The organism is Streptomyces sp. NPDC002138, assembly GCF_040296485.1.
GTDB lineage: Bacteria > Actinomycetota > Actinomycetes > Streptomycetales > Streptomycetaceae > Streptomyces.
In genome coordinates, this window is record NZ_JBEOXE010000005.1 from 1 (window position 1) to 24937 (window position 24937).

28 protein-coding genes, 1 tRNA gene and 1 pseudogene are annotated in these 24937 nt (G+C 70.5%); 18 read left to right on the forward strand and 12 right to left on the reverse strand.

The annotated features are described in order from the left end of the window. Nucleotides 1-58: 58 nt before the first annotated feature. The 7 genes and pseudogenes from ABT084_RS04220 to ABT084_RS04250 all read right to left on the reverse strand — a co-directional run. A pseudogene (locus ABT084_RS04220) lies at nucleotides 59-415 on the reverse strand (acyl-CoA dehydrogenase family protein); the annotation flags it as partial. After that, nucleotides 415-1422: a bifunctional MaoC family dehydratase N-terminal/OB-fold nucleic acid binding domain-containing protein gene (locus ABT084_RS04225; protein WP_502968834.1), complete on the reverse strand. Its 1008-nt coding sequence runs from the start codon at nucleotides 1420-1422 to the stop codon at nucleotides 415-417. The pseudogene ABT084_RS04220 and the gene ABT084_RS04225, both read right to left, overlap by 1 nt. Then, complete coding sequence (locus tag ABT084_RS04230) at nucleotides 1419-2576, reverse strand: acyl-CoA dehydrogenase family protein (RefSeq protein WP_351038130.1); 1158 nt, start codon at nucleotides 2574-2576, stop codon at nucleotides 1419-1421. The genes ABT084_RS04225 and ABT084_RS04230 overlap by 4 nt, the downstream gene beginning before the upstream one ends. A 230-nt stretch (nucleotides 2577-2806) precedes the next feature. Further along, on the reverse strand, nucleotides 2807-3118 hold the full coding sequence (locus tag ABT084_RS04235) for a hypothetical protein (protein ID WP_351038131.1): 312 nt from the start codon (nucleotides 3116-3118) through the stop codon (nucleotides 2807-2809). 641 nt (nucleotides 3119-3759) lie between these two features. Further along, nucleotides 3760-4101 carry a DUF6344 domain-containing protein gene (locus ABT084_RS04240; protein ID WP_351038132.1) on the reverse strand — a complete coding sequence of 114 codons (342 nt, stop codon included), beginning with the start codon at nucleotides 4099-4101 and terminating at the stop codon, nucleotides 3760-3762. A 367-nt stretch (nucleotides 4102-4468) separates the two neighbouring features. Then, complete coding sequence (locus tag ABT084_RS04245; protein WP_351038133.1) at nucleotides 4469-4861, reverse strand: hypothetical protein; 393 nt, start codon at nucleotides 4859-4861, stop codon at nucleotides 4469-4471. 110 nt (nucleotides 4862-4971) lie between these two features. Next, nucleotides 4972-5787, reverse strand: a complete 816-nt coding sequence (locus ABT084_RS04250; protein ID WP_351038134.1) for a class I SAM-dependent methyltransferase — start codon at nucleotides 5785-5787, stop codon at nucleotides 4972-4974. A 52-nt stretch (nucleotides 5788-5839) separates the two neighbouring features. Here ABT084_RS04250 and ABT084_RS04255 point away from each other — a divergent pair, with 52 nt between their 5' ends. From ABT084_RS04255 to ABT084_RS04330, 16 genes are all read left to right on the forward strand, one after another. Beyond that, nucleotides 5840-6556: a GntR family transcriptional regulator gene (locus tag ABT084_RS04255; RefSeq protein ID WP_351038135.1), complete on the forward strand. Its 717-nt coding sequence runs from the start codon at nucleotides 5840-5842 to the stop codon at nucleotides 6554-6556. Between the two features lie 728 nt (nucleotides 6557-7284). After that, nucleotides 7285-7554: a DUF6284 family protein gene (locus tag ABT084_RS04260; RefSeq protein WP_351038136.1), complete on the forward strand. Its 270-nt coding sequence runs from the start codon at nucleotides 7285-7287 to the stop codon at nucleotides 7552-7554. Beyond that, on the forward strand, nucleotides 7551-7877 hold the full coding sequence (locus ABT084_RS04265; protein WP_351038137.1) for a DUF6303 family protein: 327 nt from the start codon (nucleotides 7551-7553) through the stop codon (nucleotides 7875-7877). The genes ABT084_RS04260 and ABT084_RS04265 overlap by 4 nt, the downstream gene beginning before the upstream one ends. Further along, nucleotides 7874-8872 (forward strand): DUF2637 domain-containing protein, encoded by a 999-nt coding sequence (locus tag ABT084_RS04270; protein ID WP_351038138.1) that lies wholly within the window; start codon nucleotides 7874-7876, stop codon nucleotides 8870-8872. The genes ABT084_RS04265 and ABT084_RS04270 overlap by 4 nt, the downstream gene beginning before the upstream one ends. Continuing rightward, complete coding sequence (locus tag ABT084_RS04275) at nucleotides 8869-9096, forward strand: hypothetical protein (protein ID WP_351038139.1); 228 nt, start codon at nucleotides 8869-8871, stop codon at nucleotides 9094-9096. Before ABT084_RS04270 ends, ABT084_RS04275 begins: the two co-directional genes overlap by 4 nt. After that, nucleotides 9096-9434 carry an RRQRL motif-containing zinc-binding protein gene (locus tag ABT084_RS04280; protein ID WP_351038140.1) on the forward strand — a complete coding sequence of 113 codons (339 nt, stop codon included), beginning with the start codon at nucleotides 9096-9098 and terminating at the stop codon, nucleotides 9432-9434. Before ABT084_RS04275 ends, ABT084_RS04280 begins: the two co-directional genes overlap by 1 nt. A gap of 25 nt (nucleotides 9435-9459) precedes the next feature. Beyond that, a complete protein-coding gene (locus ABT084_RS04285) occupies nucleotides 9460-9981 on the forward strand; it encodes a hypothetical protein (protein WP_351038141.1) in 522 nt (173 codons plus the stop codon). Then, on the forward strand, nucleotides 9981-10568 hold the full coding sequence (gene traA / locus ABT084_RS04290) for a plasmid transfer protein TraA (protein WP_351038142.1): 588 nt from the start codon (nucleotides 9981-9983) through the stop codon (nucleotides 10566-10568). Before ABT084_RS04285 ends, traA begins: the two co-directional genes overlap by 1 nt. Nucleotides 10569-10584: 16 nt before the next feature. Continuing rightward, the gene (gene traB, locus ABT084_RS04295; RefSeq protein ID WP_351038143.1) at nucleotides 10585-12627 is read left to right on the forward strand and encodes a plasmid transfer protein TraB; all 2043 of its coding nucleotides are present in this window, start codon (nucleotides 10585-10587) and stop codon (nucleotides 12625-12627) included. A gap of 168 nt (nucleotides 12628-12795) precedes the next feature. Then, the gene (locus tag ABT084_RS04300) at nucleotides 12796-13281 is read left to right on the forward strand and encodes a hypothetical protein (RefSeq protein WP_351038144.1); all 486 of its coding nucleotides are present in this window, start codon (nucleotides 12796-12798) and stop codon (nucleotides 13279-13281) included. 13 nt (nucleotides 13282-13294) lie between these two features. Continuing rightward, entirely contained in the window at nucleotides 13295-13627 is a 333-nt protein-coding gene (locus ABT084_RS04305) for a hypothetical protein (protein ID WP_351038145.1), read from the forward strand. 41 nt (nucleotides 13628-13668) lie between these two features. Then, a complete protein-coding gene (locus tag ABT084_RS04310; RefSeq protein ID WP_351038146.1) occupies nucleotides 13669-13821 on the forward strand; it encodes a hypothetical protein in 153 nt (50 codons plus the stop codon). A gap of 89 nt (nucleotides 13822-13910) precedes the next feature. Beyond that, nucleotides 13911-14831, forward strand: coding sequence for a bifunctional DNA primase/polymerase (locus ABT084_RS04315; protein WP_351038147.1), 921 nt, complete (start codon nucleotides 13911-13913; stop codon nucleotides 14829-14831). Between the two features lie 343 nt (nucleotides 14832-15174). Next, the gene (locus tag ABT084_RS04320; protein WP_351038148.1) at nucleotides 15175-16572 is read left to right on the forward strand and encodes a DNA primase family protein; all 1398 of its coding nucleotides are present in this window, start codon (nucleotides 15175-15177) and stop codon (nucleotides 16570-16572) included. A gap of 246 nt (nucleotides 16573-16818) precedes the next feature. Then, the gene (locus tag ABT084_RS04325; RefSeq protein ID WP_351038149.1) at nucleotides 16819-17007 is read left to right on the forward strand and encodes a helix-turn-helix transcriptional regulator; all 189 of its coding nucleotides are present in this window, start codon (nucleotides 16819-16821) and stop codon (nucleotides 17005-17007) included. A gap of 60 nt (nucleotides 17008-17067) precedes the next feature. After that, nucleotides 17068-18453, forward strand: a complete 1386-nt coding sequence (locus ABT084_RS04330; RefSeq protein WP_351038150.1) for a tyrosine-type recombinase/integrase — start codon at nucleotides 17068-17070, stop codon at nucleotides 18451-18453. Nucleotides 18454-18591: 138 nt separating this feature from the next. Here the strand turns inward: ABT084_RS04330 and ABT084_RS04335 are convergent. The 5 genes from ABT084_RS04335 to ABT084_RS04355 all read right to left on the reverse strand — a co-directional run bounded on the left by ABT084_RS04335 (nucleotide 18592) and on the right by ABT084_RS04355 (nucleotide 23060). Then, nucleotides 18592-18681 (reverse strand) — tRNA-Ser (locus ABT084_RS04335). A gap of 97 nt (nucleotides 18682-18778) precedes the next feature. Continuing rightward, entirely contained in the window at nucleotides 18779-19831 is a 1053-nt protein-coding gene (locus ABT084_RS04340; RefSeq protein WP_351038151.1) for a YeiH family protein, read from the reverse strand. Further along, entirely contained in the window at nucleotides 19831-20385 is a 555-nt protein-coding gene (locus ABT084_RS04345) for a cysteine dioxygenase family protein (RefSeq protein ID WP_351038152.1), read from the reverse strand. The genes ABT084_RS04340 and ABT084_RS04345 overlap by 1 nt, the downstream gene beginning before the upstream one ends. Before the next feature lie 102 nt (nucleotides 20386-20487). Further along, nucleotides 20488-21393, reverse strand: a complete 906-nt coding sequence (locus ABT084_RS04350; RefSeq protein WP_351038153.1) for a LysR family transcriptional regulator — start codon at nucleotides 21391-21393, stop codon at nucleotides 20488-20490. Between the two features lie 131 nt (nucleotides 21394-21524). Further along, nucleotides 21525-23060: a S1C family serine protease gene (locus ABT084_RS04355; RefSeq protein WP_351038154.1), complete on the reverse strand. Its 1536-nt coding sequence runs from the start codon at nucleotides 23058-23060 to the stop codon at nucleotides 21525-21527. A gap of 248 nt (nucleotides 23061-23308) precedes the next feature. Between ABT084_RS04355 and ABT084_RS04360 the strand changes: the two genes are divergently transcribed. Beyond that, nucleotides 23309-24145 carry a glycerophosphodiester phosphodiesterase gene (locus tag ABT084_RS04360; protein ID WP_351038155.1) on the forward strand — a complete coding sequence of 279 codons (837 nt, stop codon included), beginning with the start codon at nucleotides 23309-23311 and terminating at the stop codon, nucleotides 24143-24145. An 85-nt stretch (nucleotides 24146-24230) separates the two neighbouring features. Further along, nucleotides 24231-24833, forward strand: a complete 603-nt coding sequence (locus ABT084_RS04365) for an ATP-binding protein (protein WP_351038156.1) — start codon at nucleotides 24231-24233, stop codon at nucleotides 24831-24833. The last annotated feature ends 104 nt before the right edge of the window (nucleotides 24834-24937 follow it).

The window sequence follows — 24937 nt, forward strand, 5'->3', positions numbered from 1 at the left end:
TTTACCCCCGTGCCCTCCTCCGAGGTGGGGGGGGGCCGCGCGCGCCCGGGGGCCCGCGCCCCCGCGCCGGGAAGGCTCCGGTGGCCACCGCCTCGCCCGTGCCGAAGGCGGGCAGCAGCCGGGCGCGCTGCTCCGCGCTGCCGTGGGCGGCGACGGCGAGCAGCCCGTACACGCAGGTGGCGGCGAAGGGGACCTGGGCGGTGGTACGCCCCTGCTCCTCCAGCAGCAGCACCAGGCCGAGCAGCCCGATGTCCTCGGCCGCCGCGATGAGCCCGGAGTCCGTGAGGGCCTTCCACAGTTCCGCGTCGGTGCCGGTGCCCGCGGCCGCGAGGCGTTCGTGGGTGGCCAGGTCGCGGAAGATCTCCGCGGCGAGGCCTGCGGCGGCGGCCTGGTCCTCGGTGGGCCGGAAGTCCATCAGCCCTCACTCCTCCGGAAGACGGGCAGTTCCAGTTCCTCGTCCACGCGCAGGAACTCCAGCTGGACGGGCATGCCGATGCGCACCTTGTCGTAGGGGACGCCGGTGATGTTGCTGACCATCCGGACGCCTTCGGCGAGTTCGACGACCGCGACCGCGTACGGCGGATCGAAGGCGGGGAAGGGCGGGTGGTGCATGACCACGTAGCTGAACACCGTCCCGGCGCCGGAGGCTTCGACCGTGTCCCACTCCAGGGAGGAGCAGTCGTTGCAGCCCGGGAGCCAGGGGAACCGCAGGGCCGCGCAGGAGGCGCAGCGCTGGATGAGCAGCCGGTGGTCCTGGACTCCGTCCCAGAAGCCCTGGTTGTCGCGGTTGACGACGGGGCGGGGGCGCAGGGCCTTGGCCTTGGCTGTGGCTTCGGCTGCGGCTGCGGCTGTGGCTGTGGCTGTGGCCTTGGTCGTCGCCGAGGCGCGGGGGGCCGGGGCGTACTTCAGGATCCGGAAGCGGTGGGTCCCGGCGAGTTCGCCATCGGCGTGGACGTCCATCCGGGTGGTCACGAAGTGCCCGGTGCCCAGCTTGGTGGTCTTGCGGGGGGAGACGGACTCGATCACCGCGTCGAAGGTGATCCTGTTCCCGGGACGCAGGGGCCGGAGGTACTCCTGCTCGCAGTCAGTGGCGACCACGGAGGTGTATCCGGCGCCGTCGAGCAGGACGAACAGCTCGTCGTAGGCGGAGGAGCGGTCGGTGTGGCCGGAGAGCCCGCCCATGGTCCAGGCCTGGAGCATCGTGGGCGGAGCGATCGCGTCGGGCCCGGTGTACGCGGGGTCGGTGTCGCCCATCGCCTCGCACCAGTGGCGGATCATCGGCTCGTTGACCGCGTCCTTGCCCCGGCCCGAGGTGGCCGCGGCCCGCCCCTCGAAGGCCTTGAGCACGGCGTACAGCTCGTCCTCACCGTCTCCCCGGGCCGGGTCCCGGTCCGGTCCCGGGCTCCGTGTGGTCGCTGTCACCGCTTCCTCCCCTTCATGCCGAGCCGCATCATGGCGACGATCTCGCGCTGGACCTCGCTGACCCCGCCGCCGAAGGTGTTGATCTGGGCGGCTCGGTTCATCCGCTCCAGCTCGCCGCCCGCGAAGGCCGTCGGCCCGCGGACGAGGGCCTCCTCGCCCACCACTTCCTGACACATGCGGTACACCTCGACGGCGGACTCGGTGCCGAGGAACTTCACACCGCTCGCGTCGCCGGGGGCCAGGCTGCCCGCGCCCACGTCCTGGACGAGGCGCCAGTTCAGGAGGCGTACGGCGGCCAGGCGCGCGTGCGCCTCGGCGAGCCGGGACCGCACCCAGGGGCGGTCGGCCGGGCGCTCACCGGTGGCGGGGTCGGGGGTGCGGGCGTGGGCGAGGGCGGCGTCGTAGAAGTCCTCGGCCTGCATGCCGATGGCGGCGAGGGCGACGCGCTCGTGGTTGAGCTGGTTGGTGATGAGGCCCCAGCCCCCGTGCTCGGGGCCGACGAGGTTCCCGGCGGGGACGCGGATGCCGTCGTAGTAGGTCGAGGTGGTCGTCAGACCGCCGACGGTGTCGATGGGCGTCCACGAGAAGCCCGGGGCGTCGGTGGGGACGAGGATGATGGAGATGCCCTTGTGCTTGGGCGCTTCGGGGTCGGTGCGGCAGGCGAGCCAGATCCAGTCGGCGTTCTGGGCGTTCGAGGTGAAGATCTTCTGCCCGTCGATCACCCACTCGCCGACGCTGTCGTCCCGTACGGCCCTGGTGCGCAGGGAGGCGAGGTCGGTCCCGGCCTCGGGCTCGGAGTAGCCGATCGCGAAGACGATCTCCCCCTTGAGGATCCGGGGGAGGAAGAAGTCCCTCTGCTCCTGGGTGCCGTAGCGCATCAGGGTCGGGCCGACGGTGTTGAGCGTGACCATGGATACGGGCGCCCCGGCCCGGTAGGCCTCGTCGAAGAACACGAACTGCTCGTCGGGGCCGCGCCCCTGGCCGCCGTACTCGACGGGCCAGCCGAGGCCGAGCAGGCCGTCGGCGCCGATGCGGCGCAGCAGCGCGCGCTGACCGGCCGGGTCCTCGGGCACGCCGCCCGGCATCACGCCCTGGAAGTAGTCGCGCAGTTCGGCACGGAGCCGCACCTGGTTTTCGGTCGGGGCGAGGTGCACGTCGCAGGCCTCCCGGCATCACATGGCATCACGCGTCATCACGCGTCATCACGCGTCATCAGTGAACCTGACTGTCCGTCAGATTTACTGTCGATGTCAAGGTCGGGAACGCACAGCGGGAACGCACACCAGGAACACGCTCCGGGAACACGCGGGGGCGCCCGCGCTACCGGACCCCAGCCGGTCCGGTCGCGCGGGCGCCCTCAGCAGTCAGGACTCACTCGGGGCGTCTACCGCCAGGGGAAGAAGTTGACCGCGACGGTGCTGTTCGCCTGATGGATCGCGGTGAAGGCGGAGCCGTTGACCTGCGCGGAGTTGTTCTGGTTCGACGCGCCGGCACCGGTGGCCACCTGCTGCGTGGTGGCGGAATTGCCGTTGTTGTTCCCGCCGACGCCGCTGCCGATGATGCTGGCGACGCTCGCATTCGATCCGTCGTTCGCGAAGCCGCCGTTGTCGGCCTGCGCCACCCCGCCGAAGAGGGCGAGGGCGAAGGGGAGCGCGGCGACGGTGGCGATGACGCGGGCGGTACGGATGCTTGCCATGTCTCTATCCTCCAGAGAAACCAGAAATGGGGCTGTTCTCAAGGCAGTTGGCCGACCGCCTCGATCGTTCGTGCTGACGACGTCGCTGGACCAGAGTTGCCCACCGAATCCCCGGCGAACCACCCCGGAGCCGACGATTCCCCCGCAAGCATGAGCAACATCGGATAAACCCCATTCGCGCCCCCAGCGCCCCGCATCGCGGCCCGCGCAACGGGCGAAACTCCCGGCACGTAAGAGGCGAACCGTTCCGCCAATCCCACTGGCCCCGGGCATGCCAAAGAGGGCCGCTCCGTCCGGGAACCCCATCGTCTCCCGGGTCTGCGGCCCTGCACACGTACTTGCGCGCCCCCTGCACGCCCCCGGCGCTCGCCGGGGCGGCCGCGCGGTACGCCCCCATGGGCGCTCTCGCCGACCTGATGTCCACCTGAACCTGTGAAGCCCTGAACCCTTGAACCCACGAACCGTTGAACCTACGAACCTCTGCCCGACCGTGCGCGACAACGAGCGCACCACCCAGCCGGGCCCACTACCTGCGACCCACTACCTGCGACCCACTGCCAACTGCCAAGCACTCACGGACTACTGCCTGCTGCCTGCTGCCTGCTGCCTGCTGCCTGCTGCACTCGCGCTACCGGCTCACGTCAGGCGGCGAGTTCCAGCTCGTCCAGGGCTCGGCCGGACGGGGCGTGTGAGGCGGCGGTCGTGGAGCGGCGGCGTACGGAGGGGGTCGAACCGTGGGCCTCGGCGCGGATCCGCTGGGCGATGGTCGGCGGCAGCGATCCGCCGCGCATCATCGCCCTCCAGCTCCGCCGGGCCTGCGCGGCCATCGTCCTGGCCACGGAGCCGGCCGGGACGGCGGGAGCGGAGACGGAAGCGGCGGCCGGGGCAGCCGCGCTGCCGCCGAGGCCGAGGGCCGCGAAGAGCGCCACGAGTGCGGCGAGGACGGTGGTCCAAAGCGAGGTGAAGGTGCTGCTGCTGGCCATGACGAACCCCTCATTCCAGGATGTTCCGACGGGCGGATCTGAATACATTCGTCATCATGTGACCGCAACCGCACCGAGCCCCACACGCGCGCCGATCTTCCGACAAACACCACTCGGTCGGCCCATCCCCGCTTGCGGAACGTCCCCGGACACAGAACGGCCCCTGACCGGAACTGCTGGTCAGAGGCCGTTCACCTGCGGTGGGTGTGGGATTTGAACCCACGGTGACATCGCTGCCACGACGGTTTTCAAGAGCGCTCCGCACGCAGGGCGAACGCCTATCTGACCTGCACGTTCCCGCGCTCAGGCTCGCAATCTGGCGGTTCTGGCCCACGTATGGCCCACCGGGCACCCGAGACGACGGGCACTAGGCACTTCCGCGCTGGACCGGAACGGCGATGTACAGCTGCTGGAGACCGTGCAGAGCGGCATGGAAGGCAGCCGCGATCTCGCGGGCTCTCTCTTCAGTCTCGATCGGGCTGATGGAGATGAAATCAGGCGCGATGTCGGCCTGCGTCACAGTGTCAGCGAGTACCAATGCTTCGACCGCGGGCCGGAGGACTGTCATTGCTTCGTCCGGAATCCGGGGCCCGCTACAAGTCATGACATCAAGCTTCACCTTCCAGCGCCGCCCCTGACGAGCGACGCATACAAAGATCGCGTTCTTGGTCTTGGCGCTTCGATAGGCCGTGTGGTGAGCTTCCAGATCGGTGCAGTCGGGGATGAGTGCAGCTGGGAGAGGCGTTCCGAGCATCGGCATGCCCCCCATCGTCGCAGGCACTCACCTCAGAAATCAGGCAAACAAGAGGTGGGCCACCGCCCTGATCATTCGGCATGTCATCCGTCGCCGTCAGGCCGCGACAGACGGCCTCAGCGCACCGCCGGAACCGTGCCCACGGCCAGCAGGTGTGAGCTGGCTGCGAGGAGTTCCGGGTAGGGCTCTGCCATCCGGGCAGCAGCCAGGACCGACTCGAATAGGGCCTCGGTAGGAGCCTCGCCCGACTGCTGCTCCACCGCCTTCAGTGCCGACCAGGCGGGGCCTTCTACTCCGAGGACGACGACGTCCTCCAGCCCTGCCGCAGTCAGCTCTGCGGCCAGTTCTTCAGCTCGGTGGAAGTAGGCGAGCGTGAACCCCCGCTTCCCGTCGTACACGGCTGTCCGAAGGATGGACGAAACGGACGCATGCAGCCTCTCCGTGTGCAGGTGGGCGTATGTGACGTGCTCGAACAGCGAGGCATACCGGTTGATGGCCGCGGCGGCGACCACCCCTCCTGGCCGCGCAACCCGTACGGCCTCAGCGAGCGCCGCCTGCCGGTCTGCTGGGTCTGGAAGGTGGTACAGCGGGCCAAGAAGCTGAACCACGTCGTAGGAGCCCGACGCCGCCGCAAGGTTCCGTGCGTCTCCGACTTCCGCTTGGCAGATCCTCGCGGCCTGCTCCACGTGCCGCAGAACTGGGTCGACCAGGTCGACGTCGAACCCGTCCTCGACCAGCCACTCGGCATGTACCCCCGTGCCGCCCCCCACGTCGAGGACGCGGGCCGGAGCGTCCGGCAGATACCGACGGAGGATCTCCTGGGTGCGCAGCAGCTCAAGGCGCCCGTCTGCCGACGTTCTGAGACGCGCGCCCTCATCAATCGCGCTCTCGTAGAAAGTGCGGACCTCAGGTGCTAGCTCGTACGTTGCCATAGCCGCAGTATCTTGTACCGGTGGACCAGTCCACCATGGCCTAAGGGGAATCATGGCTGTACTCAAATATGAGGAGATCGCCGAGTCTCTGCGGGCACGTATCGCAAACGGGGAGTTTCCGCCCGGCACGGCGATTCCATCCGGCCGCGACTTGGCCGAACAGTGGTCGGTCTCGCGTGCCACCGCCATCAAAGCCGTGGACGTCTTGCGCGCAGATGGCATCGTGGAGGCCCGCCAAGGGACCGGCTTCATCGTGGTCGAAATGGCCGTGGGCCGCCCGGCCGGCGCGCGGCACGCTGGCGCAGCCCGCGTCTCGGGCGGCATGCCATTCCAGCGGATCGGCAACCCGGAGTGGGCCGTCCCCCCGGGCCACATCGCTGGGGCGCTCGGGATGGAAGAGGGCGATGAGGCTCTCCTCCGAGCCCGGCTCATGCACCACCCGGACGGCACGCCACACAGCTACGTCACTGCTTGGTTTCCGCCGTCGATCGCGCGGAACGCACCCCGACTTGCCCAGACGGCTCCCATCACTGAGGGCACGACGCGGTACATCCGACGGCAGACCGGTCGGTTCCCCGTCGAGGGCTCGGACACGACGACCGTCCGCCTTGCGTCGCCGCTCGAGGCGGAGCATTTGCGGTTGGACCGGCCCACCGCCGTCGCGGTGGTACTCCACGTGGCCTTTGACCACGAGGGTGGCGCTCTGGTCTGCGAGGAGGGCGTGACGCCTGAGGGGGTATACGAACGCACCGAGAGCTACCCGATGTAGCTCACCGCTCCCCCGTCAGAGCTGGACCGGTCCACCGGTTCAGCTTTTTTTATTGCCCAAAACCGCGCCTTGACCAGGCATTTTTGACGGCCAATCAGCATGCGTCGGAGCGAAGGCAGTTGACTGGACCGGTCCACCGGCCCACTCTTGGTGCATGGCAACGACTCGCCGGAAGGCGAGCCGAAGTCACTTCGAGGGGCCTTCTTTGGGCTGCTCGGAGCACCCGCATCACTTTTTGGCGTCCGGCGTGTCCCGCTTTGGCGGGAGGTCTTGCGGCCTACCGCGCCCGTCGGAGAGCCGTCGTTGTTTGAGAACTCCACAGAGTGATCCACCGCAGCACTACGGCCGTGATCGCACCGGCCGAGGCGAGTGGAGACCAGCCGATCGAGAACGGGCCCGCGTCACAACGGGCCTTACACCCCCACAGGGGCGGGCACGCCATCGGCTAAAAAGAACCACCCGGCCAACATTGGGCCGCGACGACCTCCAGAGACAGGGATTGCCTCTGGATCGAGCGGTGCCGGGTGAAGCCCAATCCCACAACGCGACCCTTCCGCCGCTGGAGATCAGCGGCCGGTTGCCTCCTCCGCCCGTCCGGCGCCTTCGCGCTGCACGGGCGGGGTCGAGGGGAGCCGGAGTTCTTCCGCTTCACCCCCAACGCAGTGCAGCCCCGGGTGGCTAGACCCGGGGCTGCTGAGTCCCGTTCCTCTCTCGAAGGAGCAAGACCCATGAAGTCCATCGCTGCACTTCAGAGCATCGTTACCCCGTGGTCGGACGGCTTGGAGCCGTCGGACGCGGAGCTGGACGCGATCGAGGTCGAGCTGCCGCTGATCCTGGCGGAGCGCGACCTCCTCGACGCGCAGATCATCACCCTGGACCGGATCCCGACCGTGGTTGATGAGCGGCGGATCCGCCGGGCCCGCAACCGGGTCCTGGCGGCCCGCCGGGACCTGGCCAACCGCACTGCCGACGCGATGCTGTCGGGGGACGCGGCATGAACAAGCAGATCTTCCGTGCGCAGCTGTCGCTGCGCTGCTGCGGCACTACCGCACCGTTGCGGACGACCGGGCCGTGCTGGCAGCTGTACGTGGCGCAGACCGGTCTGGTCTGCGAGTGGCCCACCTTCACCTGGGCCACCTCGACCGAGGTGCCGACCGTCGAAGCGCGGCAGGCGGCGCTGGCGTACCTCGGGTTCACGCTCGCCGAGGACGCCGCGTGGGACTGGATGGAGAGCACCGGTCCCGACTACCACCCGCACCCGGCCCGGGTCCTTCTGCTGGGCGCGGTCAAGGTCCGGCCGCTGGAAGGCGGTGCGGAATGAACGATGTTCACGTCCGTTCAGCAGAGCGCGCATTGTCCGCCGGGATGTGGCTGATCGTGAGCGGAGCGATGCTCTACTCCGTCCTCACCGTCACGCCGCTGATGGCCGCGCACACCGCTCCGGAGTGGCGGTGGACGGCGCCGATTCTGCCGCTCGTTGTCGACGCGGCGGTGGTCATCGTGGTCCGCCTCGATTCCGTGCTCGCCCGTCTGGGCGGGCAGGGCGGTCCGTGGCCGGTGGCGTTGCGTTGGATGACCGGGGCCATGACGCTCGCCCTCAACGTGGGCGCGTCCGCGCTGGTCGGGGACCTGGTCGGGGTCGCCGTGCACTCCGTTGCTCCCCTCCTCCTGATCGTGACGGCAGAGGCGGGGCTCGCCTACCGGCGGGCCCTGACCGCGGCTGTACGCGGGCTGGAGGAGCAGGAACGGGCTGACCGGGACGCTCGGCAGCAGGCTGCCGAGCGGCGGGAGGAAGTCCGGCAGCAACGGGTCCGTGAACGCCGTGACCACGAAGCCCAGCTTGCCCGTGAACAGCGTGAACACGAGACCCGGCTCCTGCGCGAGGAGGCCGAGCGGCAGGAGCGTGTTCGCCGTGAGGAACGAGAGCGGGTTGATGCTGCGGGGCGGGCGGAGCGGGAGGCTCGTGAACGCCGTGAACACGAGCGTGAACAGCAGCAGCTGGAGCGTGAACGCCTTGAGCGGCAGGCCGCGCAAAAGCGGGAGCTGGAGGCCCGTGAGCGGGGCGAGCGTGAACGCCGTGAACGCGAGCGTGAACAGGAACGCATCGAGCGTGAACGCGCTGAACTCCTGGCCGCGGGGCCGCCGCCCGAGAAGCTCTCCGAGGACCGCGCCCGTGCCGTCGTGCAAGCAGCGTTCGCGGCCGGGCTCGCTGTCCGCGTCGCCGCTGAGCTGTCCGGTTGGTCCGTGGGTTGGGCCTCTGCCCGCTACCAGGAACACCGTGACAGCGCTCCGGCCCTGGAAGGAGCCGCTTCGTGAAGCTCTCCCCGTACGCCAGCCCGGCCGAGCCGCAGGGTCTCCTGATCCGCTTCCACAACCAGATGGGCGCGGCCGTGGACATCACTGGCACACGTAGCCGCTCCTCCTGGTACTGCCACGGCTGCGCCTACCGCTCCACCATGATCGAAGGCGTCACGATCACCCGACAGGCCGCCAACGACCACGCCACCCACTGCCGAGCCTCCCACCAGTACCTCGGCTGATGGCCACCCTCCCCATCTACCCCTGGCGCCTGGCCCCCGATGGCCTGGCCACCCGCCGCCAGCTCCGCGCCGCCGGGCTCCGCCCCGGCGGTCAGGAGGTGATCGCTCAGGTGAAGCGGGGCCGCCTTCGGCGCCGCCCGCTCGTCGCCTACCTCTACCGGATCGACCTCGCACTGCCGGTGCGGCCGATGACCGCGGCCAAGGCCGCGGCCCTGGCGAAGGCGAACTCCGCCCGCCGAACCTGCCCCGCCTGCCGCCACGATGCCGGGTACGTGATCCCGGCCCAGCTCGGCATGTGCGTCCCGTGCGCCTACCCCGATGACCAGCGCGCCGCCTGAACCTCCCCGTCCGAAGGAGTTCGCCGTGTCCCGCCGCATTCGTACGACGGCCGCGCAGTCGGCCGCGCCCCAAACGGTTCACATCCCGCGTCAGCGCGGGAAGCAGGTCCCGCAGGTGATCGTGGTCGTCTCCGAGGAGCCGACCCTGACCGCCCGGGCCGCCGCCGCGTCTGGCCGTTGGGTGTGGAAGCACCGCCGGAGCTGGGCCCCTACCGGTATCGCCGTCATCGTGCTGATGGCGTGCGGGGTGGTGCACCTGATCGAGCCCCGCACCGCCTGGTTCCTGGCCCCGCTCGCCCTGGCCCCGGTCGCGGTGTGGGTGTCCATCACCCGCCGCCGTCCGGCCACCTCACGCACCACGACGACGTGGCGGGCCCTGGCCGCCGCCGCGGCGACCGGGGTGGTTGCCTTCGTGCCGGTGGCGATTTGGTTCAGCCCGACCCACCCGGCCGTGGCCCTGTCCTGGGCCCTGCTCACGCTCGCCGCCCAGCTCGCGTGGCTCATCGCCGGTCGCCTGGCCCCCACCTACACGAAGGAGAGCCGCTGATGTCTGACAACACCTGGGTCCGGGGCAGTGGCGGCACCGACTGGAACACCGGCACCCCCCGTCCGTCGCGGCCCAGGCCCCGGCCGGGCGCGAACGGCTCGCAGACCAAGGTCAACAACAAGACGTTCTCCCCGGGCCTGAACCTCACCATCAACGGCGGCGGCCGGGGCCGCAGCGGTGGCGGTGGCACGGGGTTCGCTGGCGGCAACGGATCCGGTGGCGGGCGGCAGGCTCAGAACCTGCTGCCCGCACCGGAGTTCACCTCCCCGGCGCAGGTCCGCCAGTACTGCAACAGCGTCCGGGCCGCCGGGGTCGCCCTCTCGATCGAGGTCGCCATGGCCGCCGAGATCCTCAAGGCCACCCTCGTCCAGGTCCCCGACCCGAACGGGCGCCTGGGTGGTTCGCGGGTCCGGGCGGCGAAGGTCGCCCGCAAGATGCAGCGCGCCGCGGACGCCCTGCGCGACGCGGCGAAGAACGCCGCCGCCACGTACGCGCTGTTCCAGCAGGAGTACGAGGAAGAGATCAACCGCGTCCGCCACCGCGCCCGCCGCCCCCAACAGCCGCGCATGGACTGGGGCCAGCTCTAGAAAGGAGAACCACCTGATGGCCGAGCACAAGCACGTTGAGCAGCAGTACGAGGACCAGCTCCGCGGGGCCTCGGACGGATCCGGGATCACCGCCTACATCCTGCACCGCGCCAAACCGCACCTGCCGCCCTGGCTCGCCGTCGGTGGCCTGGGCGTCGCCGGGGCGTTGGGCAGCTTGGAGTGGCAGGGCAGCGCCGCCGCGGGCGTCGGCCTGACTCTCGCGTCGGTCGCGTTGACCGGGGTGACCTGGTGGGCGGGTAAGGCGACCGGGCAGCAGCGGCGCATGCACTCGGCGATCACGGTCGCCGCGGGCTCCGCGTGGCTGACCGGCGCCTGCCTCGCCGGACCCCTGACCGGCCCGCTCCCGGACCTGTACCTGATGGGCGGGCCCGCGCTCGCCCTGTCCTGGAACATCCGCATGGTTCTGCGGCGCAACGTCGACGGCACCACCGCCGGCGGGGCGGACAAGGGGCTGCTGGAGAAGGTCGGCCTGGCCCGGGCCCAGATCGGCGCCACCAGCGTGGAGCCGAACCGGGTCACGGCGAAGATGGTCCTGGAGGCTGGGGAGCAGACCAACGAGGACGTGGCGAAGGTTCTGCCGCGGCTCGCGTCGGCCCTGGACTTGCCGACGTCCGCGGTCCGTTACCTTGGCGATCCCGCCTCTGCCCGCCGCGGCGAGTTGGTCATCGTCCCGGAGGACATGCTGGCGCAGGTCGCGGACTGGCCTGGCCCGTCCGCGCTGGGCGCGAGCATCGCGGAGCCGCTGGTCATCGGCCGCTACGACGACGGATCACCCCTCGTTCTGTGGCTGCCGGGCGACCCGGACGCCAAGCGCAACGCGACACACGTGTTGATCGCGGGCGGCACCGGGTCGGGGAAGGGGGAGACCGCCCTGAACCTGATGATGGAGATCCTCTCCCGCCGTGACGTGCTGCTGTTCGTCTCCGACCCGAAGATGTTCCAGGACTTCCGCCCGCTGCTGCCTGGCATGGACTGGGCTGCCGAGGGCGGCCCGGACACCGAAGTCATGGTCGAAGCCATCAAGGCCGCCATCCCCGCCCGCACCCGCTGGCTCGGCGCCCACGGCTACCGCCAGTGGGTCCCCGAAGCCGCGCAGCAGCAGACCAGCCCCGACCACACCTGCCGCCCCGACGGTCGCCCCTGTGGCTGCCCTGGCATGCCGTTCCTCGTCGCCTGGCAGGAAGAGGCCGCGAACACCCTCCGCGCCCTCGGCGACGACGTCTTCACCGGCATCGCTCAGGAGGCCCGCTCCGCGGGCGTCTCGCTGATCGTGTCGCTGCAGCGCCCGTCCTATGACCAGATGTCCACCAGCACGCGGGCATCGCTGCCGTCCGTGATCGCGCTGGGCTGTGACCCGCGCGACGAGGGGTTCTCGCTCCCCGACGCGGTCATCGACGCGGGCGCCCACCCCGGCGCCTGGGGCAACCGGCGCCCCGGCTACTGCTACGTCGTCTCGCCCGGCATCCCCGAAGACCGCTACCCCTCCCCGGGCCGCACCTTCGCCGTCCCTCACACCGCCATCCCCACCATGGAAGCCCTCGCCGCCTGGGCCCAACGCCACGGAGCCACCGCCGACCCCATCACCGCCGCAGCCGTAGGCGCGGTCGCCGGACAGAACTACACCGGCCGCCCCACCCCCGGCAGCACCCCGGCGCCGCAAACGGCCATCGGCGACGAGGGGCCCGTCGCGGAAGCGGAACCGTACGGCCTCCTGTGTGATCCGGAGGACGCGGGCATTGACCCGGAGGCCGAACTCCCCGACGAGGAGGGCGGGGACGACACCCCGCTGTGGGAGTCCCCGGGGCACAAGCCCTCACCCGCCGAGGCGCGGGAGCTGTTCGCGCGGGCCCTGGATGAGTTCGAGGACGCGCGGCAGATGGTCGTCGGCCCGAAGGACTTCATGGACTGGTGCGACCGCCACCAGCTCTCCCGCCCCTGGGTCTCCGAACGCCTCAAGGAAGCCGCCCTGGACGGCCGGTTGGAGCCGACGTCCGCCACCGGCCGGTGGCGCATCGTCCCCTCCCTGACAGCGGCTTGACACCTGACACCGTCACGGGGCCCTGACACCCAAACCCTTAGGCAAACCCGCTGTCAGAACCCGTGACACCCGCTCCCTGACACCACCTGACACCTGCCCCTGACACCTCACCCGCGGGCCCGCGCCACCCACACGGCGCGGGCCCCACCCACACCCGGAGGCATCCCCATGCCCCACCACTACGCCCACCCGACCACCCCCGCGCCGGTTCGGTACGGCGACGCGATCCTCTACCCGCCCGCAGTTCCCGAACCGCGACTGCTGCCCGCCGAGATACCGCCCGGCGTCCAGTACGTCACCCTCCCCGACGGCACCCGCACCCTCGCCTACACCCACCCCACCGGACCCGCGCCCGTCCCGGCCGTCGCGCCGATTCCGGCATGGGCCAAGACCACCGCGCTCCTCGCCCCCACCCTCGGCGCGGGCATCACCGGCGCCGGATACGGAATCGCCTACGCCGCCCCGGGACTGATCGCCATGACCCACGCCCTCTGGGCCGCCATCGCCCTCATCGCCACCGGAGCCATCACCCCGCTCCTCCTGCGCGCCGCCCAGGGAGCGAGCCGCGGGGCCGCGCCCGTCCAGCACGTCACCCAGAACATCAGCGCGTCCGGGATGTTCGGCCGCGCCACCGGCACCATCAACCACCGCTGAGAGGGAACCCCGTATGCCCGACGACTTCCGCGACGACCCCGAGATTGACGTCGAGCGGGCCACCGTGACCATCACCGTGACCGGGCGGCCCGACCTCCTGGCCCACGGCGAGACGGTCATCATCACCCCGCAGACCGTGACCTTCCGCTACCGCTCCGACCGGCCCGGCGCGATCAACGCCATCGTCACCGGCCCCGCCAGCCGCGTACCCGGCCGCCGCTACTACGACTTCCGATCCCGTGACCAGTCGGCCCACTACTACCTCGGCCCCGAGTGGCCCCAGTGGCCCGACTGGCTCACCGAACTCGGCAACCAGCACCGGCCCCACACCTGGCCCCCCACCTAGAACAGCAGCCCATCCGGCAACTACCCATGAGAGGGGCACCCGTGGAAGACATCTACTGCGACGAGTGCGGCGGCTACCACGACCCCGACCCCACGTGGTGCGAGGACTGCGACACCGAAGAGTGCCCGGAATGCCTGGGGTGCGACTGCCCCGACCACCCGTGCCCCGGCATCGCCGCCCACAACGGCTTCTGACCACCACCCGACATGCCGAAAGCGGCCCCCACTCACGCCAATGATCGGGGCCGCTCTCGTCCAGCACGCTAAGAACTGGAGAGACCAGCATGACCCAACCCACCCCCAACCCGCGACACCGCACGGTGAAGATGCTGGCCGAAGCCCTGAGCCTCGCGGCCCGCGGCTGGCCGGTGTTCCCGCTGCACCCGGGCTCCAAAGCCCCCGCCCTGCACGGACAGGACCGCTGCCCCCGCACGGCGAACTGCGCTGGCGGGCACGTGAAGTGGGAGCAGCGGGCGACCACTGACCCGTCGGTGATCGTTCGCTGCTGGACGCACAGGCCGTACAACATCGGGATCGCCACCGGCCCCGCCCACCTGCTCGTGGTAGACCTCGACATGCCCAAGCCGAACAGCAGCGGGGACGCGCCTGACGGCGCGGAAACCTTCATGGCGCTCTGCGAGCGCGCCGGGCAGGCCGTCCCCACGACCTACCGCACCCGGACCCCCTCCGGCGGGGCCCACCTGTACTTCACCGCCCCGGCCGGGATCCGGCTCGGGAACACCGCGGGCAAGCTCGGCCCGCTCATCGACACCCGCGCCCACGGCGGGTACGTCGTCGCCCCCGGCAGCACCACCCCCACCGGAACCTACGAAGTCACCCTCGACACCCCGGTCGCCGAACTGCCCGCCTGGATCCTGCTCCTGCTCCAACCTCCCGCCCCCGTCCGCAGGGGACAGCTCCTGAGCCCGGCAGTCAGTGGGACCAGCGCGGCCCGCGCAGCGCTGGACGCCGAGTGCGACGTCGTGCGCAGCGCGCCCGCTAAGCAGGCCAACAACACGCTGAACCGCAGCGCCTTCAAGGTGGGGCGCTTCGTCGCCTGGGGCGACATCCCCCGCGAAGAAGCTGAGCAGGCCTTCCAAGCGGCGGGGGAGGAGCGGGGACTCACCGCTGCCGAGTGCCGCTCCACCATCCGCAGCGCCCTCGACAGCTCCGCCCGCACGGTTCGCACCAGGGGCGTCGCGTGAGCCCCCGACCCCATCCCTCCTTGGAAGGCACCTCCTCCACTACCTCCGAGATCAGCCCCGCCGAACCGGCCCCCGCCCCGGACGGCAGTGGCGCGCCGAAGGTCGTCGCCGAAGGCGTCCTTTCATCTGTTCGCCCTGACCCGCGCGCGGACGACGGGCGCCGGCCCGTCGCCTGGCTCCACATCATGGCCTCCGGCCGCGGCACCACCCCGACCGTCCGGTCCTGGTGCGCGTGCGGACGTGACCTGTTCGCCGCCGGGCAGTCTCGCGCCCTCGCTCTCATCGCCGACCACGACGCCCACAGGACCGCTTGCTTTGTCCAGACCGAGGGGAGGGCAGCCGCATGACCCCGCCGGAGCACGACGCTTGGACGGACGAGGAATCGGAGGAGATGCCGTCCCCGTCCAACCCGCTCGCAGTCGCTCGGCGCCTCGTCCAGGACTGGCAGGGTCCTGACGGGTTGCTGCGCCTGCGTCGCTGGCGCGGATCCTGGATGCGCTGGACCGGCACCTGTTGGGAAGAACTCGACGAGGCACAGCTGCGCGCCGGGATGTACGAGCGGTTGGAGCACGTCACCTACCAGGAAGAGACCGTCAAAGGACCCCAGACTCGGGACTGGGCCCCGACCAAGACAAAGATCTCCAACGTGCTCGACGCCCTTGCCGCCATCACCTTTCTGCCCACCACGACCGACGCCCCGTCCTGGCTGCACCAGGGGGCGGTTGACCAGGGCCCCATCGTCGCGTGCCAGAACGGCGTCCTGCGCGTCTCCGACCGGGCCCTTTTGCCGCACAGTCCCGACCTGTTCAACATCGTCTCCGTCCCCTACAACTACCAGCCCGCGGCCACTGCCCCCGCCTGGGAGGAGTTCCTAGCTGGTCTCTGGCCCGATGACCCTCAGGCCGTGCAAGCGCTCCAGGAGTGGTTCGGATACGTCCTGTCCGGACGCACCGACCAGCAGAAGATCCTGCTGGTCCACGGGCCGTCCCGTTCCGGGAAGGGCACCATCGCCCGGGTCCTGAAGAAGCTCATCGGGCCACAGAATCTCGCCGGGCCCACCCTCGGAGGGCTAGGTACGACCTTCGGCCTGGCCTCCCTCATCGGTAAGCCGCTCGCGATCATCTCCGATGCGCGTCTCGCTGGGTCCGGCGAAGGACCTGTGGTGGAGAGGCTGCTGACCATCTCAGGCGAGGACACCATCGACATCGACCGGAAGTTCCGGGATGCATGGACCGGAAAGCTGCCGACTCGGCTGATGATCCTCACCAACGAGCTGCCAAGCTTCGGCGACAGCAGCGGAGTTATCGCCCGCCGGTTCATCGTTCTCGGCCTGGCCGTCTCCTGGCTCGGCTGTGAAGACACTGGCCTGGACGACCGCCTGGCAGCCGAAATGCCCGGCATCCTCAACTGGGCACTCGACGGACTCACCCGCCTTCAGGCCCACGGCCGAATCACCATCCCCGACTCCGCACGGGATGCCGTCACCACCATGCAGGACACCGCCTCCCCCACCGGCGCCTTCGTCCGCGAGAAGTGCGCTACCGGCCCCACCTCCTCCGTTCCCGTGGACGTCCTGTGGACCGCCTGGCGGAACTGGGCCGAGGACTCCGGCGTCAAGCCCGGCACGAAGCAGCTCTTCGGACGGAACCTGATCTCGATCGTCCCCCAGATCAAACTGACCCGGCCACGCGCCGAAACCGGCGGTCAGGTCCGCACCTACACCGGCGTCGGTCTGAAGTAGAACCGCAATGCCCTGAGTCACGACTCATCGCGACTCAACCAACAAACCCGCAGGTCAGAGCGAACCCCCGTGAGTCGCGTTCTCGTGCTCAGCGCGACTCAGCGGCACGGCCCGTCCCGACGGTGAGTCGCGATGAGCCGCATTGCGCGACTCACGAACTATCCCTCTGACCTGGGCTTTCCCCTCCTGAGCCGCGATGAGTCGCGACTCAGAGCATTGTGACTCCAACTCCAAAGAGGAGCTGAGATGGCCCGCCCCCAGATGCTCAAGCTCGCGGAAGTCCTCACAGAGATCGGCATGAGCCGAGCCGCGTTCTACCGGATGCGTGCCCGTGGCCAGGGCCCGCGCCTCATCAAGCTCCCCAACGGCCAGCTCCGTGTCCGCCGTGTCGATCTGGACACCTGGCTGTCCGGGTGCGAGGAAGTCGCCGCCTGATCCGCCCCGCTCAGAGAGAGGGCCCACCCTGCGGTGGGCCCTCTCTCCAATTGGAGAGACATGCTGACGTACGACGTTGATATCTGGTCCATTCGTGAGCGGAAGGGCCGCCCCAAGCCGTTCGAGCTGCGCTGGCGAGTAGGGGAGCGACCCCACTCCAGGAGCTTCAAGCTCAAGGTGCAGGCCGACGGCCGACGCTCCGAGCTGCTCACCGCGCTCCGCAACCGCGAGCAGTTCGACGAGCAGACTGGGCTGCCTGCGTCGGAGTTCGAAGCGCTGAGCACGCCTACCTGGTACGAGCACGCTGTGGCCTACGTGCTGATGAAGTGGCCGAAGGCCGCGGCCAAGCACCGTGCGAGCATCGCCGAGACGTTCGCCACCGTGACTCCGGCGTTCGTATCAAGCTCACGTGGTGCTCCCGACTCCGCCATCTTGCGAAAGGCGTTGTACGGGTGGGCGTTCCGCGCTGTACGGGGAGACGACGGCACTCTTCGGATGCGTCACGAGATCGAGGAACCGCCGGAGGACATCGCTGCCGCCCTTGCCTGGGTCGCATCGAACACGGTCAAGATGACCGAGGTCGCACGCTCGGATCGCCTGCGTGGGGCCCTTGATGCCCTGTCCAAGAAGCTCAACGGCAAGCCCGCTGCGGACAACACGGTGAACCGGAAGCGCATGGTCATGAGCAATACCTTGCGGTACGCCGTGGAGCGCGGCACGCTCCCCGCCAACCCGCTCGGACGTCTCGACTGGACCGCGCCCGAGAAGGACGACGAAGTCGATTTCCGATACGTCCCCAACCCCGATCAGGCGGCAGCTCTGATCGACGCCGTCAGGCAGCTCAGCGGCCGAGGGGAGCACATGTCCACCTTCTTTGGATGCCTTTACTACGCGGCCATGCGCCCCTCGGAAATCGCTGCCCTCCGCGCGGTGGACTGCACCCTGCCCCGAAGCGGCTGGGGAGAGCTGGTCCTCGCGGGAAGTCGCCCCGAGGTCGGCTCGGGGTGGACCGACGACGGGCAGTCGTTCGAGCAGCGCGGCTTGAAGCGGAGGGCCCGAACCGCGACCAGATCCGTGCCCATCCCACCGGTCCTGACCGCGATGCTCCGCGACCACAAGGAGAAGTACGGCGTCGCCGACGACGGACGGCTCTTCCGTGCTGCGCAGGGCGGGCGGGTCCGCTCGACGGAGTACTGCGACCTCTGGGACGCGGCACGGGCGAAGGCGCTGCCGAAGGAAGAGGCCATGACGCCCCTCGCGGACGTGCCGTACTCCCTCCGGCACGCTGGGGTGTCCCTGTGGATCAACTCGGGTGTCGACCCGATGGAGGTGGCTCAACGAGCAGGGCACAGCCTCACCGTGCTCTTTCGCTTCTACGCCAAGATCTTGAAGGGGCAGCAGTCTCGGGCGAACGAGCTGATCGAGAGGGGACTGGCCGGCGGGTGATCCCCGATCCTGGCCCACACATGGCCCATACGCGCTGGTCAACAGCGGGATATGGGTGCACCAGGGTGAGACAGGGTGAGCAGAGAGGGCGGGCACCCGGTTTGGGTACCCGCCCTCTGACCTGCTGCTTTTCTGACCTGGCGGTGGGTGTGGGATTTGAACCCACGGTGACATCGCTGCCACGACGGTTTTCAAGACCGTTCCCTTAGGCCGCTCGGGCAACCCACCTGGCGGGGTACAGAGTACCGGGCGGTGCGGCGCTGTGGTGCGCGAAGATCAGGGCGGTGTGGGGATGTCCGGGCGGTTCCGCGGCTTTCCCCGGCGGCTACATCGTCAGCAGGACGCCCGCGTACGAGACCCCGGCCACCACCACCCAGGAGCTCAGCCCCAGTACCGCGGCACGCCCGCCGGTGCGGGCCAGCGTCGGCAGGTGCACCGCGGCGCCCAGGCCGAACAGCGCGGCGGCCAGCAGTGCCTCCTGCGCCGTGTGCGCCCACCCCAGCACGGCTTCGGGGACGACCCCGGTGGCGCGCAGGGCGGCCGCCGCCAGGAACCCGGCGACGAACAGCGGGACCGGGGTCGGCCGGCGCCCCGAGGCGGTCCGTACCCCGCGCCGCCGGGCCCGTAGCGAGAAGGCCACGGCGGCCACCAGCGGGGCCAGCAGGGCCACCCGCATCAGTTTGACGAGCACGGCCTCCCCGAGGGCCTCGGGGCCGACGGTCTGGGCGGTGGCCACGACCTGCCCCACGTCGTGCACGCTGGCCCCCACCCACCGCCCGAACTCGGGGTCGGTGAGCCCCAACGACCCCTGGAGCAGCGGAAGTACCGCGATCGCGAGAGTTCCGCACAGGGTGACCAGCGCCACCGAGGCGGCCACGTCCTCCTCGTCGCTGCCGGAGACCTCGCTGACCGCGCCGATCGCCGAGGCCCCGCAGATCGAGTACCCGGTCGCGATCAGCAGCGGCTGGTCACCGCGCAGCCCGAGCCGTCGGCCCAGCCACAGGGTGCCCAGGAAGGTCGCGGCCACCACGGCGATCACCATGGCCACCGTGGCCCAGCCCAGCCCCAGCACGTCGTCCAGGCCGAGCCCCAGGCCCAGCAGGACGATCCCGATCCGCATCAGCCGTCGCCCGGCCAGCGACAGGCCCGGCCGGGCGGCTCCGCGGACGAAGGTCCGGAGCCGGGGCAGATGGGCGGCGGCGATGCCCAGCACCACCGAGGCGGTGAGCCAGGGCACGGCGGGCACGACCCAGTGCACCGCCCAGGCGATCGCGGCACCGAGCACGGCGGTGGCCAACCCGGGCCAGGGCGTGGATGTTTCACGTGAAACAGGCCGGGCCCCACCGGTACGCGGAGGGGACCGGTGCAGCAGCGCCATCAGTCGGTGGGGAGCGTGTAGACGCGGCGGACACTACTGCCCAGACGGGCCACGTCGGCGCCGTAGACGTGCAGGGAGATCGCTTTCGTCCGACAGGAGTTGCGGACCTTGTGGATGTCGCCGGGCGGCGCGAAGCCGCAGACGTCTCCGACGCCGTTGACGATCTCCTCGGTGGCCACCAGCCGGGCTCCCGCGGCGCCCGCCGCCGGGGCCAGCCGGTAGCGCAGTTCGCTCTCCGCGCCCTCGTGCACTCCGGCCACGCACCACGAGACGTGGTCGTGGATGGCCGTCTCCTGACCCGGCATCCACACCAGAGCCACCACCGAGAAGCTACCGTCCGGCTCCGCGTGCAGGATGTGCTGCCGGTACCGGTCCGGGTTCCCCTCGCGCTGCTCGGCGGTGAGCAGGTCGGGCGTACCCAGCTGGGGCGCGACGCGCTCGCCGACCAGATAGGCGGTGAGGTCGGGGGCGAGGCCCCGGTCCACGACCGTACGGATCTCAGCGACGAGGGCGGCCATCCTCGCGGTGGTACGGGCCGGCGTGGTGGTGGTCATACCCGCAGCGTCGGGCAGCGGATCCATCACGTCCAACGACAGTTTCGACCCAAAATCCCAAGTGCCGCTTATGGATCGGGGCGGGGCCGCCCCGGGGTCCGGTCAGCAGCCGACGCGGTTGGCCGCCACACGTTTCAGTTCGTCCAGGACGGCCACCGTCGCCGGTATCCGCAGGTGGTCCCGGTAGACGTAGGCGGCGATGTGGCGGCGGGCCACCGGTGCCAGAGGCCGTCCGCACACGCGGTTCAGGGAGAGCGAGGGCAGGACCAGCGCGGGCATCATGGCCACCCCGAGCCCCTGGGCCACCAGGCTCTGTACGACCAGGTTGTCATCGGTGGAGAACCGGATGTCGGGGACGAAGCCCAGCTCGGCGCATTCGTGCAGGAGGTTGGCCCGGCAGCGCGGACAGCCCGCGATCCACTGCTCCTCGGCCAGGTCCGCCAGGTGCACGGCCCGGCGCCGGGCCAGGGGATGGCCGGTCGGCAGCAGCACCGTCAGCTGGTCCTCCATCAGCCTGACCTCGGCCACCTCGTCCGGGATCTCCTCGTGCAGCCCGGGGTAGGTGAAGGCCAGCGTGATGTCGCACTCCCCCCGCTCCAGCCTGCGCAGCGAGTCCGGGGGTTCCCCCTCCAGCAGCTCCACCTGGACGCCGGGGTGGTCCTTGGCGAGCCCGCTCAAGGCCTCCGGAACGAGGGTGACGTTGGCGCTGGGAAAGCCGCACAGCCGCACCCGGCCGGCCCGGAGCCGGGCATAGGCCTTCATCTGCGCCTCGGCCGCGGAGAGGCATCCGAGGATGGACTCCGCGTGGCGTACGAGGGAGTTGCCGGCCTCGGTGAGCTGCATACGACGGCCGACCCGGGTGAACAGGGGCGTGCCGACGGCTCTCTCGAGCGCCTTCATCTGCTGGGTGATCGCGGGCTGGGTATAGCCGAGGACACGAGCGGCCGCCGAGTACGACCCGGAGGCGACCACCTCGTGAAAAGTCCGTATGTGCCGCGAATCGAACACGTCCGAAGCATAAGCGGAGGTTGGGAGGGGCCGTAGCCGAAATCACGCCTACGGCACCTCCCGCCGACGCCGCGGGGCCGGCCGTACTCCCGTACGGCCGGCCCCGCGGTTGCTCGTCGCCTACGCGTCGCCTACTTGTCGCCCACCCGGGAGCCGAGCGTGATGTCGACCGTGGTCGGCTTGCCGCCCCGCAGGTACGTCAGCTTCACCGTCTCGCCCGGCTTGTACGTCCAGATCTCACTGATGAGCGTCGGACCGCTGTCGATCGTCTTGTCCCCGAGCTGGGTGATCACGTCGCCGGGCTTGAGACCCGCCTTGCCCGCCGGACCGGCCGGGTCGACCAGCTCGTTGGCCGCGGCGCCCTGCTCGGAGATCTTCGCGCCGTCCGTCTTGGACTGGAGGTCCACGGAGACACCGATCACCGGGTAGGTCGGCTTGCCCGTCTTGATCAGCTGCTCGGCGACGTTCTTCGCCTGGTTGATCGGGATGGCGAAGCCGAGGCCGATCGAACCGGCCTGGCCGCCGCCGAAGCCGCCGTTGCCCGCCGACTGGATGGCGGAGTTGATGCCGATGACCGCGCCGCGGCCGTCCAGCAGCGGACCGCCGGAGTTGCCCGGGTTGATCGAGGCGTCCGTCTGGAGGGCGCTCATGTACGAGTTCTTGTTGCTCGCGCCGTCCCCGGAGGCCACGGGGCGGTTCTTGGCACTGACGATGCCGGTGGTCACCGTGTTCGACAGGCCGAAGGGCGCGCCGATCGCGATGGTCGTGTCACCGACCGCGACCTTGTCGGAGTCGCCGAGCTGGAGCGGGTTGAGCCCCGAGGGCGGGTTCTTCAGCTTCAGCACGGCCACGTCGTAGCCCTGGGCCCGGCCCACGACCTCGGCGTCGTACTTCTTGCCGTTGGAGAAGGTGGCGGAGAGCTTGCCGCCGTTCGCCGCGGAGGCCACCACGTGGTTGTTGGTGAGGATCCGGCCCTCCTGGTCGTAGACGAAGCCGGTGCCCGTGCCGCCCTCGCCGTCGCCGCCCTGCGCCTCGATCGTGACGACGCTGGGCAGCGCCTTGGCCGCGAGGCCCGCGATCGAGCCGGGCTCGCGCTTGAGGTCCTTGGGGGTCTCGCCGGAGCTGACCGTGGTGGAGCCCGAGCCGTCGAGGCCGCCGTCGGCGAGCTTGTAGCCGATGCCGCCGCCGACGCCGCCCGCGAGCAGGGCCGCCGCCAGCACGGCCGCGATCAGACCGCCCCGGCCCTTCGGCTTGGGCTGCGGAGCGCCGACCGGGGGAGCGCCCCAGGCACCGGCGCCGTTGGCACCGTCGTGGCCCCCGGCTCCGTACGCCGGAACGACCGGCGGAGGCGGCGGCCAGGCCTCGGCGCCGTGCGCGGCCGGGGGAGCGGCGGGCGCCCCGTACGGCTCCGCGGCGGGGGCGCCGTACGGGTCACCGGCGGGAGTCGGCGGCAGCTGCTGGGTCACGGGCTCGGCCGGGACCGGCCCGGCGGCGTACCCCTGGTCGGCGGCGGCCGGAGCCTTGCCCATGTCCACGGGGGCTGCGGCGGGCGGGACGGCGTCCGCCGGAGCCACCGGCTCGGGGGTCGGCGTGGCCACCGGCACGGGAGGTGCGGACGGGGCCGCGGGGGGCGTCGGGGCCGCGGTGCCCTCGTTCTCGGTGCTCACAGCGCTCTTCTCCTCGTCACACACGGCGGGCTGGACATCGGACAGGACATCCGGACATCCGGCGGGATATCGGTCCGGGTGAACGTTCGACCGGTCATACAAGTTCCTGGGCAAGCCTTTCCCATCAACCGTCAGAGCACTGTAAGCCGGACCTGTGCGTCTGACCCCATCCTTTATCCCGGGCATTTCGGACGCATCTCCAGGGCCCGGCCCCACGCCGGGGGCTCACGCGGTGGCACCATGACCCGGTGACCCACGCAACGCCGCGCCCCATCCAGGTCGTCGCCCATCGCGGCGCGTCGGAGGACGCTCCCGAGCACACCCTGGCCGCCTACCGCAAAGCCGTCGAGGACGGAGCCGACGCCCTCGAATGCGATGTCCGGCTCACCGCCGACGGCCATCTCGTGCTGGTGCACGACCGCCGGGTGAACCGCACGTCCAACGGCCGCGGCGCGGTCTCGGCCCTGGAGCTGGCCGACCTCGCCGCCCTCGACTTCGGCTCCTGGAAGGACCGTGACGAGTCGCCCGACTGGGACGCCGGAGCGGGCGCCTCCGGCGAGTACGGCAAGGAGCCCGACCCCGAGCGCACCTCCGTACTCACCCTGGAGCGGCTGCTCGAGCTGGTCGCGGACGCCGGGCGGCCGGTCCAGCTCGCGATCGAGACGAAGCACCCGACCCGCTGGGCCGGACAGGTGGAAGAGCGGCTCCTCTTCCTCCTCAAGCGCTTCGGCCTGGACTCCCCCGCGGCCGAGGGCCCGCACCCGGTCCGGATCATGAGCTTCTCCGCACGCTCCCTGCACCGGGTCCGCGCGGCCGCGCCGACGATCCCGACCGTGTACCTGATGCAGTTCGTCTCGCCCCGGATGCGGGACGGCCGGCTGCCCGCCGGGGTGCGGATCGCCGGTCCCGGGATGCGGATCGTCCGCAATCACCCGGGCTTCATCCGCAAGCTTCAGGCCGCCGGGCACTCCGTCCACGTGTGGACCGTGAACGAGCCGGAGGACGTTCAGCTCTGCGCTGATCTAGGTGTGGAAGCCATCATTACGAACCGTCCGCGCCAAGTTCTGTCACAACTTGGCCGCTGACGCCCCCATTTGCCCACTCGTCACCCCCACACCTCCCGTCACAGGGTGTGCTCCGGCGCATCCGTTCCGCATTCAGTCGTCATGAATGCGTCAGAGGGCTCCGCCACGGCGGTTTCCGGTCCAGGCCAATGGGGCATCCAGACCTTGGCGTGGGGCTAAGGAGGTTCCGGGGGTGGCGTTGGTGGTGGCACAGGAGGTGCCCACGTCGTCGTGCATGGCCGTACCGCATGGCCCTGCGGGCGTGGGGACGGCGAGGCATCGCATGCGTGAGCAATTGCGTATCGGCGGACTGCCCGAATCGGTCGTGGACGATGCCGTCCTGATCCTTTCCGAACTGCTCAGCAACGCCTGCCGGCACGGCAGGCCACTGGGCGCGCGGGAGATCGGCGACGGGGACATACGCGCCGCGTGGCGCGTCGACAAGGCGGGGCGGCTGACGGTCGAGGTCACGGACGGCGGCGGGCCCACCCGTCCCGTTCCGGCCACGCCCTCGGTCACCGCGCGCGGCGGCCGGGGGCTGAACATCATCAGCGCCCTGGCCCAGGACTGGGGTGTCCGGGACGGCGCGGGCGGCGAGGTCACCGTATGGGTGACGGTCGCGTGCGGGCCCCGGCACGACGATTTCGCTACGCGCGTCGCTGCGCCCGCGATCGACTTCGCCGCCCCCTTCGACGACCTGGATCCCTGAGCTCGGATCCCCCGCCCCGGATCCCCGTTCCGGATCCCCGACCCGACGACCGGCCATCGACGACCCGCGGCCGTCCGGGAGCGCACGCCGACCGTGCTCCCGGC

Bases quoted from the DNA above. Each gene is read 5' to 3' on its own strand.
- ABT084_RS04235 (WP_351038131.1), bottom strand. From the start codon at position 3,118: ATGGCAAGCATCCGTACCGCCCGCGTCATCGCCACCGTCGCCGCGCTC.
- ABT084_RS04240 (WP_351038132.1), bottom strand. From the start codon at position 4,101: ATGGCCAGCAGCAGCACCTTCACCTCGCTTTGGACCACCGTCCTCGCC.
- ABT084_RS04245 (WP_351038133.1), bottom strand. From the start codon at position 4,861: ATGCCGATGCTCGGAACGCCTCTCCCAGCTGCACTCATCCCCGACTGC.
- ABT084_RS04250 (WP_351038134.1), bottom strand. From the start codon at position 5,787: ATGGCAACGTACGAGCTAGCACCTGAGGTCCGCACTTTCTACGAGAGC.
- ABT084_RS04255 (WP_351038135.1), top strand. From the start codon at position 5,840: ATGGCTGTACTCAAATATGAGGAGATCGCCGAGTCTCTGCGGGCACGT.
- ABT084_RS04260 (WP_351038136.1), top strand. From the start codon at position 7,285: ATGAAGTCCATCGCTGCACTTCAGAGCATCGTTACCCCGTGGTCGGAC.
- ABT084_RS04265 (WP_351038137.1), top strand. From the start codon at position 7,551: ATGAACAAGCAGATCTTCCGTGCGCAGCTGTCGCTGCGCTGCTGCGGC.
- ABT084_RS04270 (WP_351038138.1), top strand. From the start codon at position 7,874: ATGAACGATGTTCACGTCCGTTCAGCAGAGCGCGCATTGTCCGCCGGG.
- ABT084_RS04280 (WP_351038140.1), top strand. From the start codon at position 9,096: ATGGCCACCCTCCCCATCTACCCCTGGCGCCTGGCCCCCGATGGCCTG.
- traA (WP_351038142.1), top strand. From the start codon at position 9,981: ATGTCTGACAACACCTGGGTCCGGGGCAGTGGCGGCACCGACTGGAAC.
- traB (WP_351038143.1), top strand. From the start codon at position 10,585: ATGGCCGAGCACAAGCACGTTGAGCAGCAGTACGAGGACCAGCTCCGC.
- ABT084_RS04300 (WP_351038144.1), top strand. From the start codon at position 12,796: ATGCCCCACCACTACGCCCACCCGACCACCCCCGCGCCGGTTCGGTAC.
- ABT084_RS04305 (WP_351038145.1), top strand. From the start codon at position 13,295: ATGCCCGACGACTTCCGCGACGACCCCGAGATTGACGTCGAGCGGGCC.
- ABT084_RS04315 (WP_351038147.1), top strand. From the start codon at position 13,911: ATGACCCAACCCACCCCCAACCCGCGACACCGCACGGTGAAGATGCTG.
- ABT084_RS04320 (WP_351038148.1), top strand. From the start codon at position 15,175: ATGACCCCGCCGGAGCACGACGCTTGGACGGACGAGGAATCGGAGGAG.
- ABT084_RS04325 (WP_351038149.1), top strand. From the start codon at position 16,819: ATGGCCCGCCCCCAGATGCTCAAGCTCGCGGAAGTCCTCACAGAGATC.
- ABT084_RS04330 (WP_351038150.1), top strand. From the start codon at position 17,068: ATGCTGACGTACGACGTTGATATCTGGTCCATTCGTGAGCGGAAGGGC.
- ABT084_RS04340 (WP_351038151.1), bottom strand. From the start codon at position 19,831: ATGGCGCTGCTGCACCGGTCCCCTCCGCGTACCGGTGGGGCCCGGCCT.
- ABT084_RS04345 (WP_351038152.1), bottom strand. From the start codon at position 20,385: ATGACCACCACCACGCCGGCCCGTACCACCGCGAGGATGGCCGCCCTC.
- ABT084_RS04365 (WP_351038156.1), top strand. From the start codon at position 24,231: ATGCGTCAGAGGGCTCCGCCACGGCGGTTTCCGGTCCAGGCCAATGGG.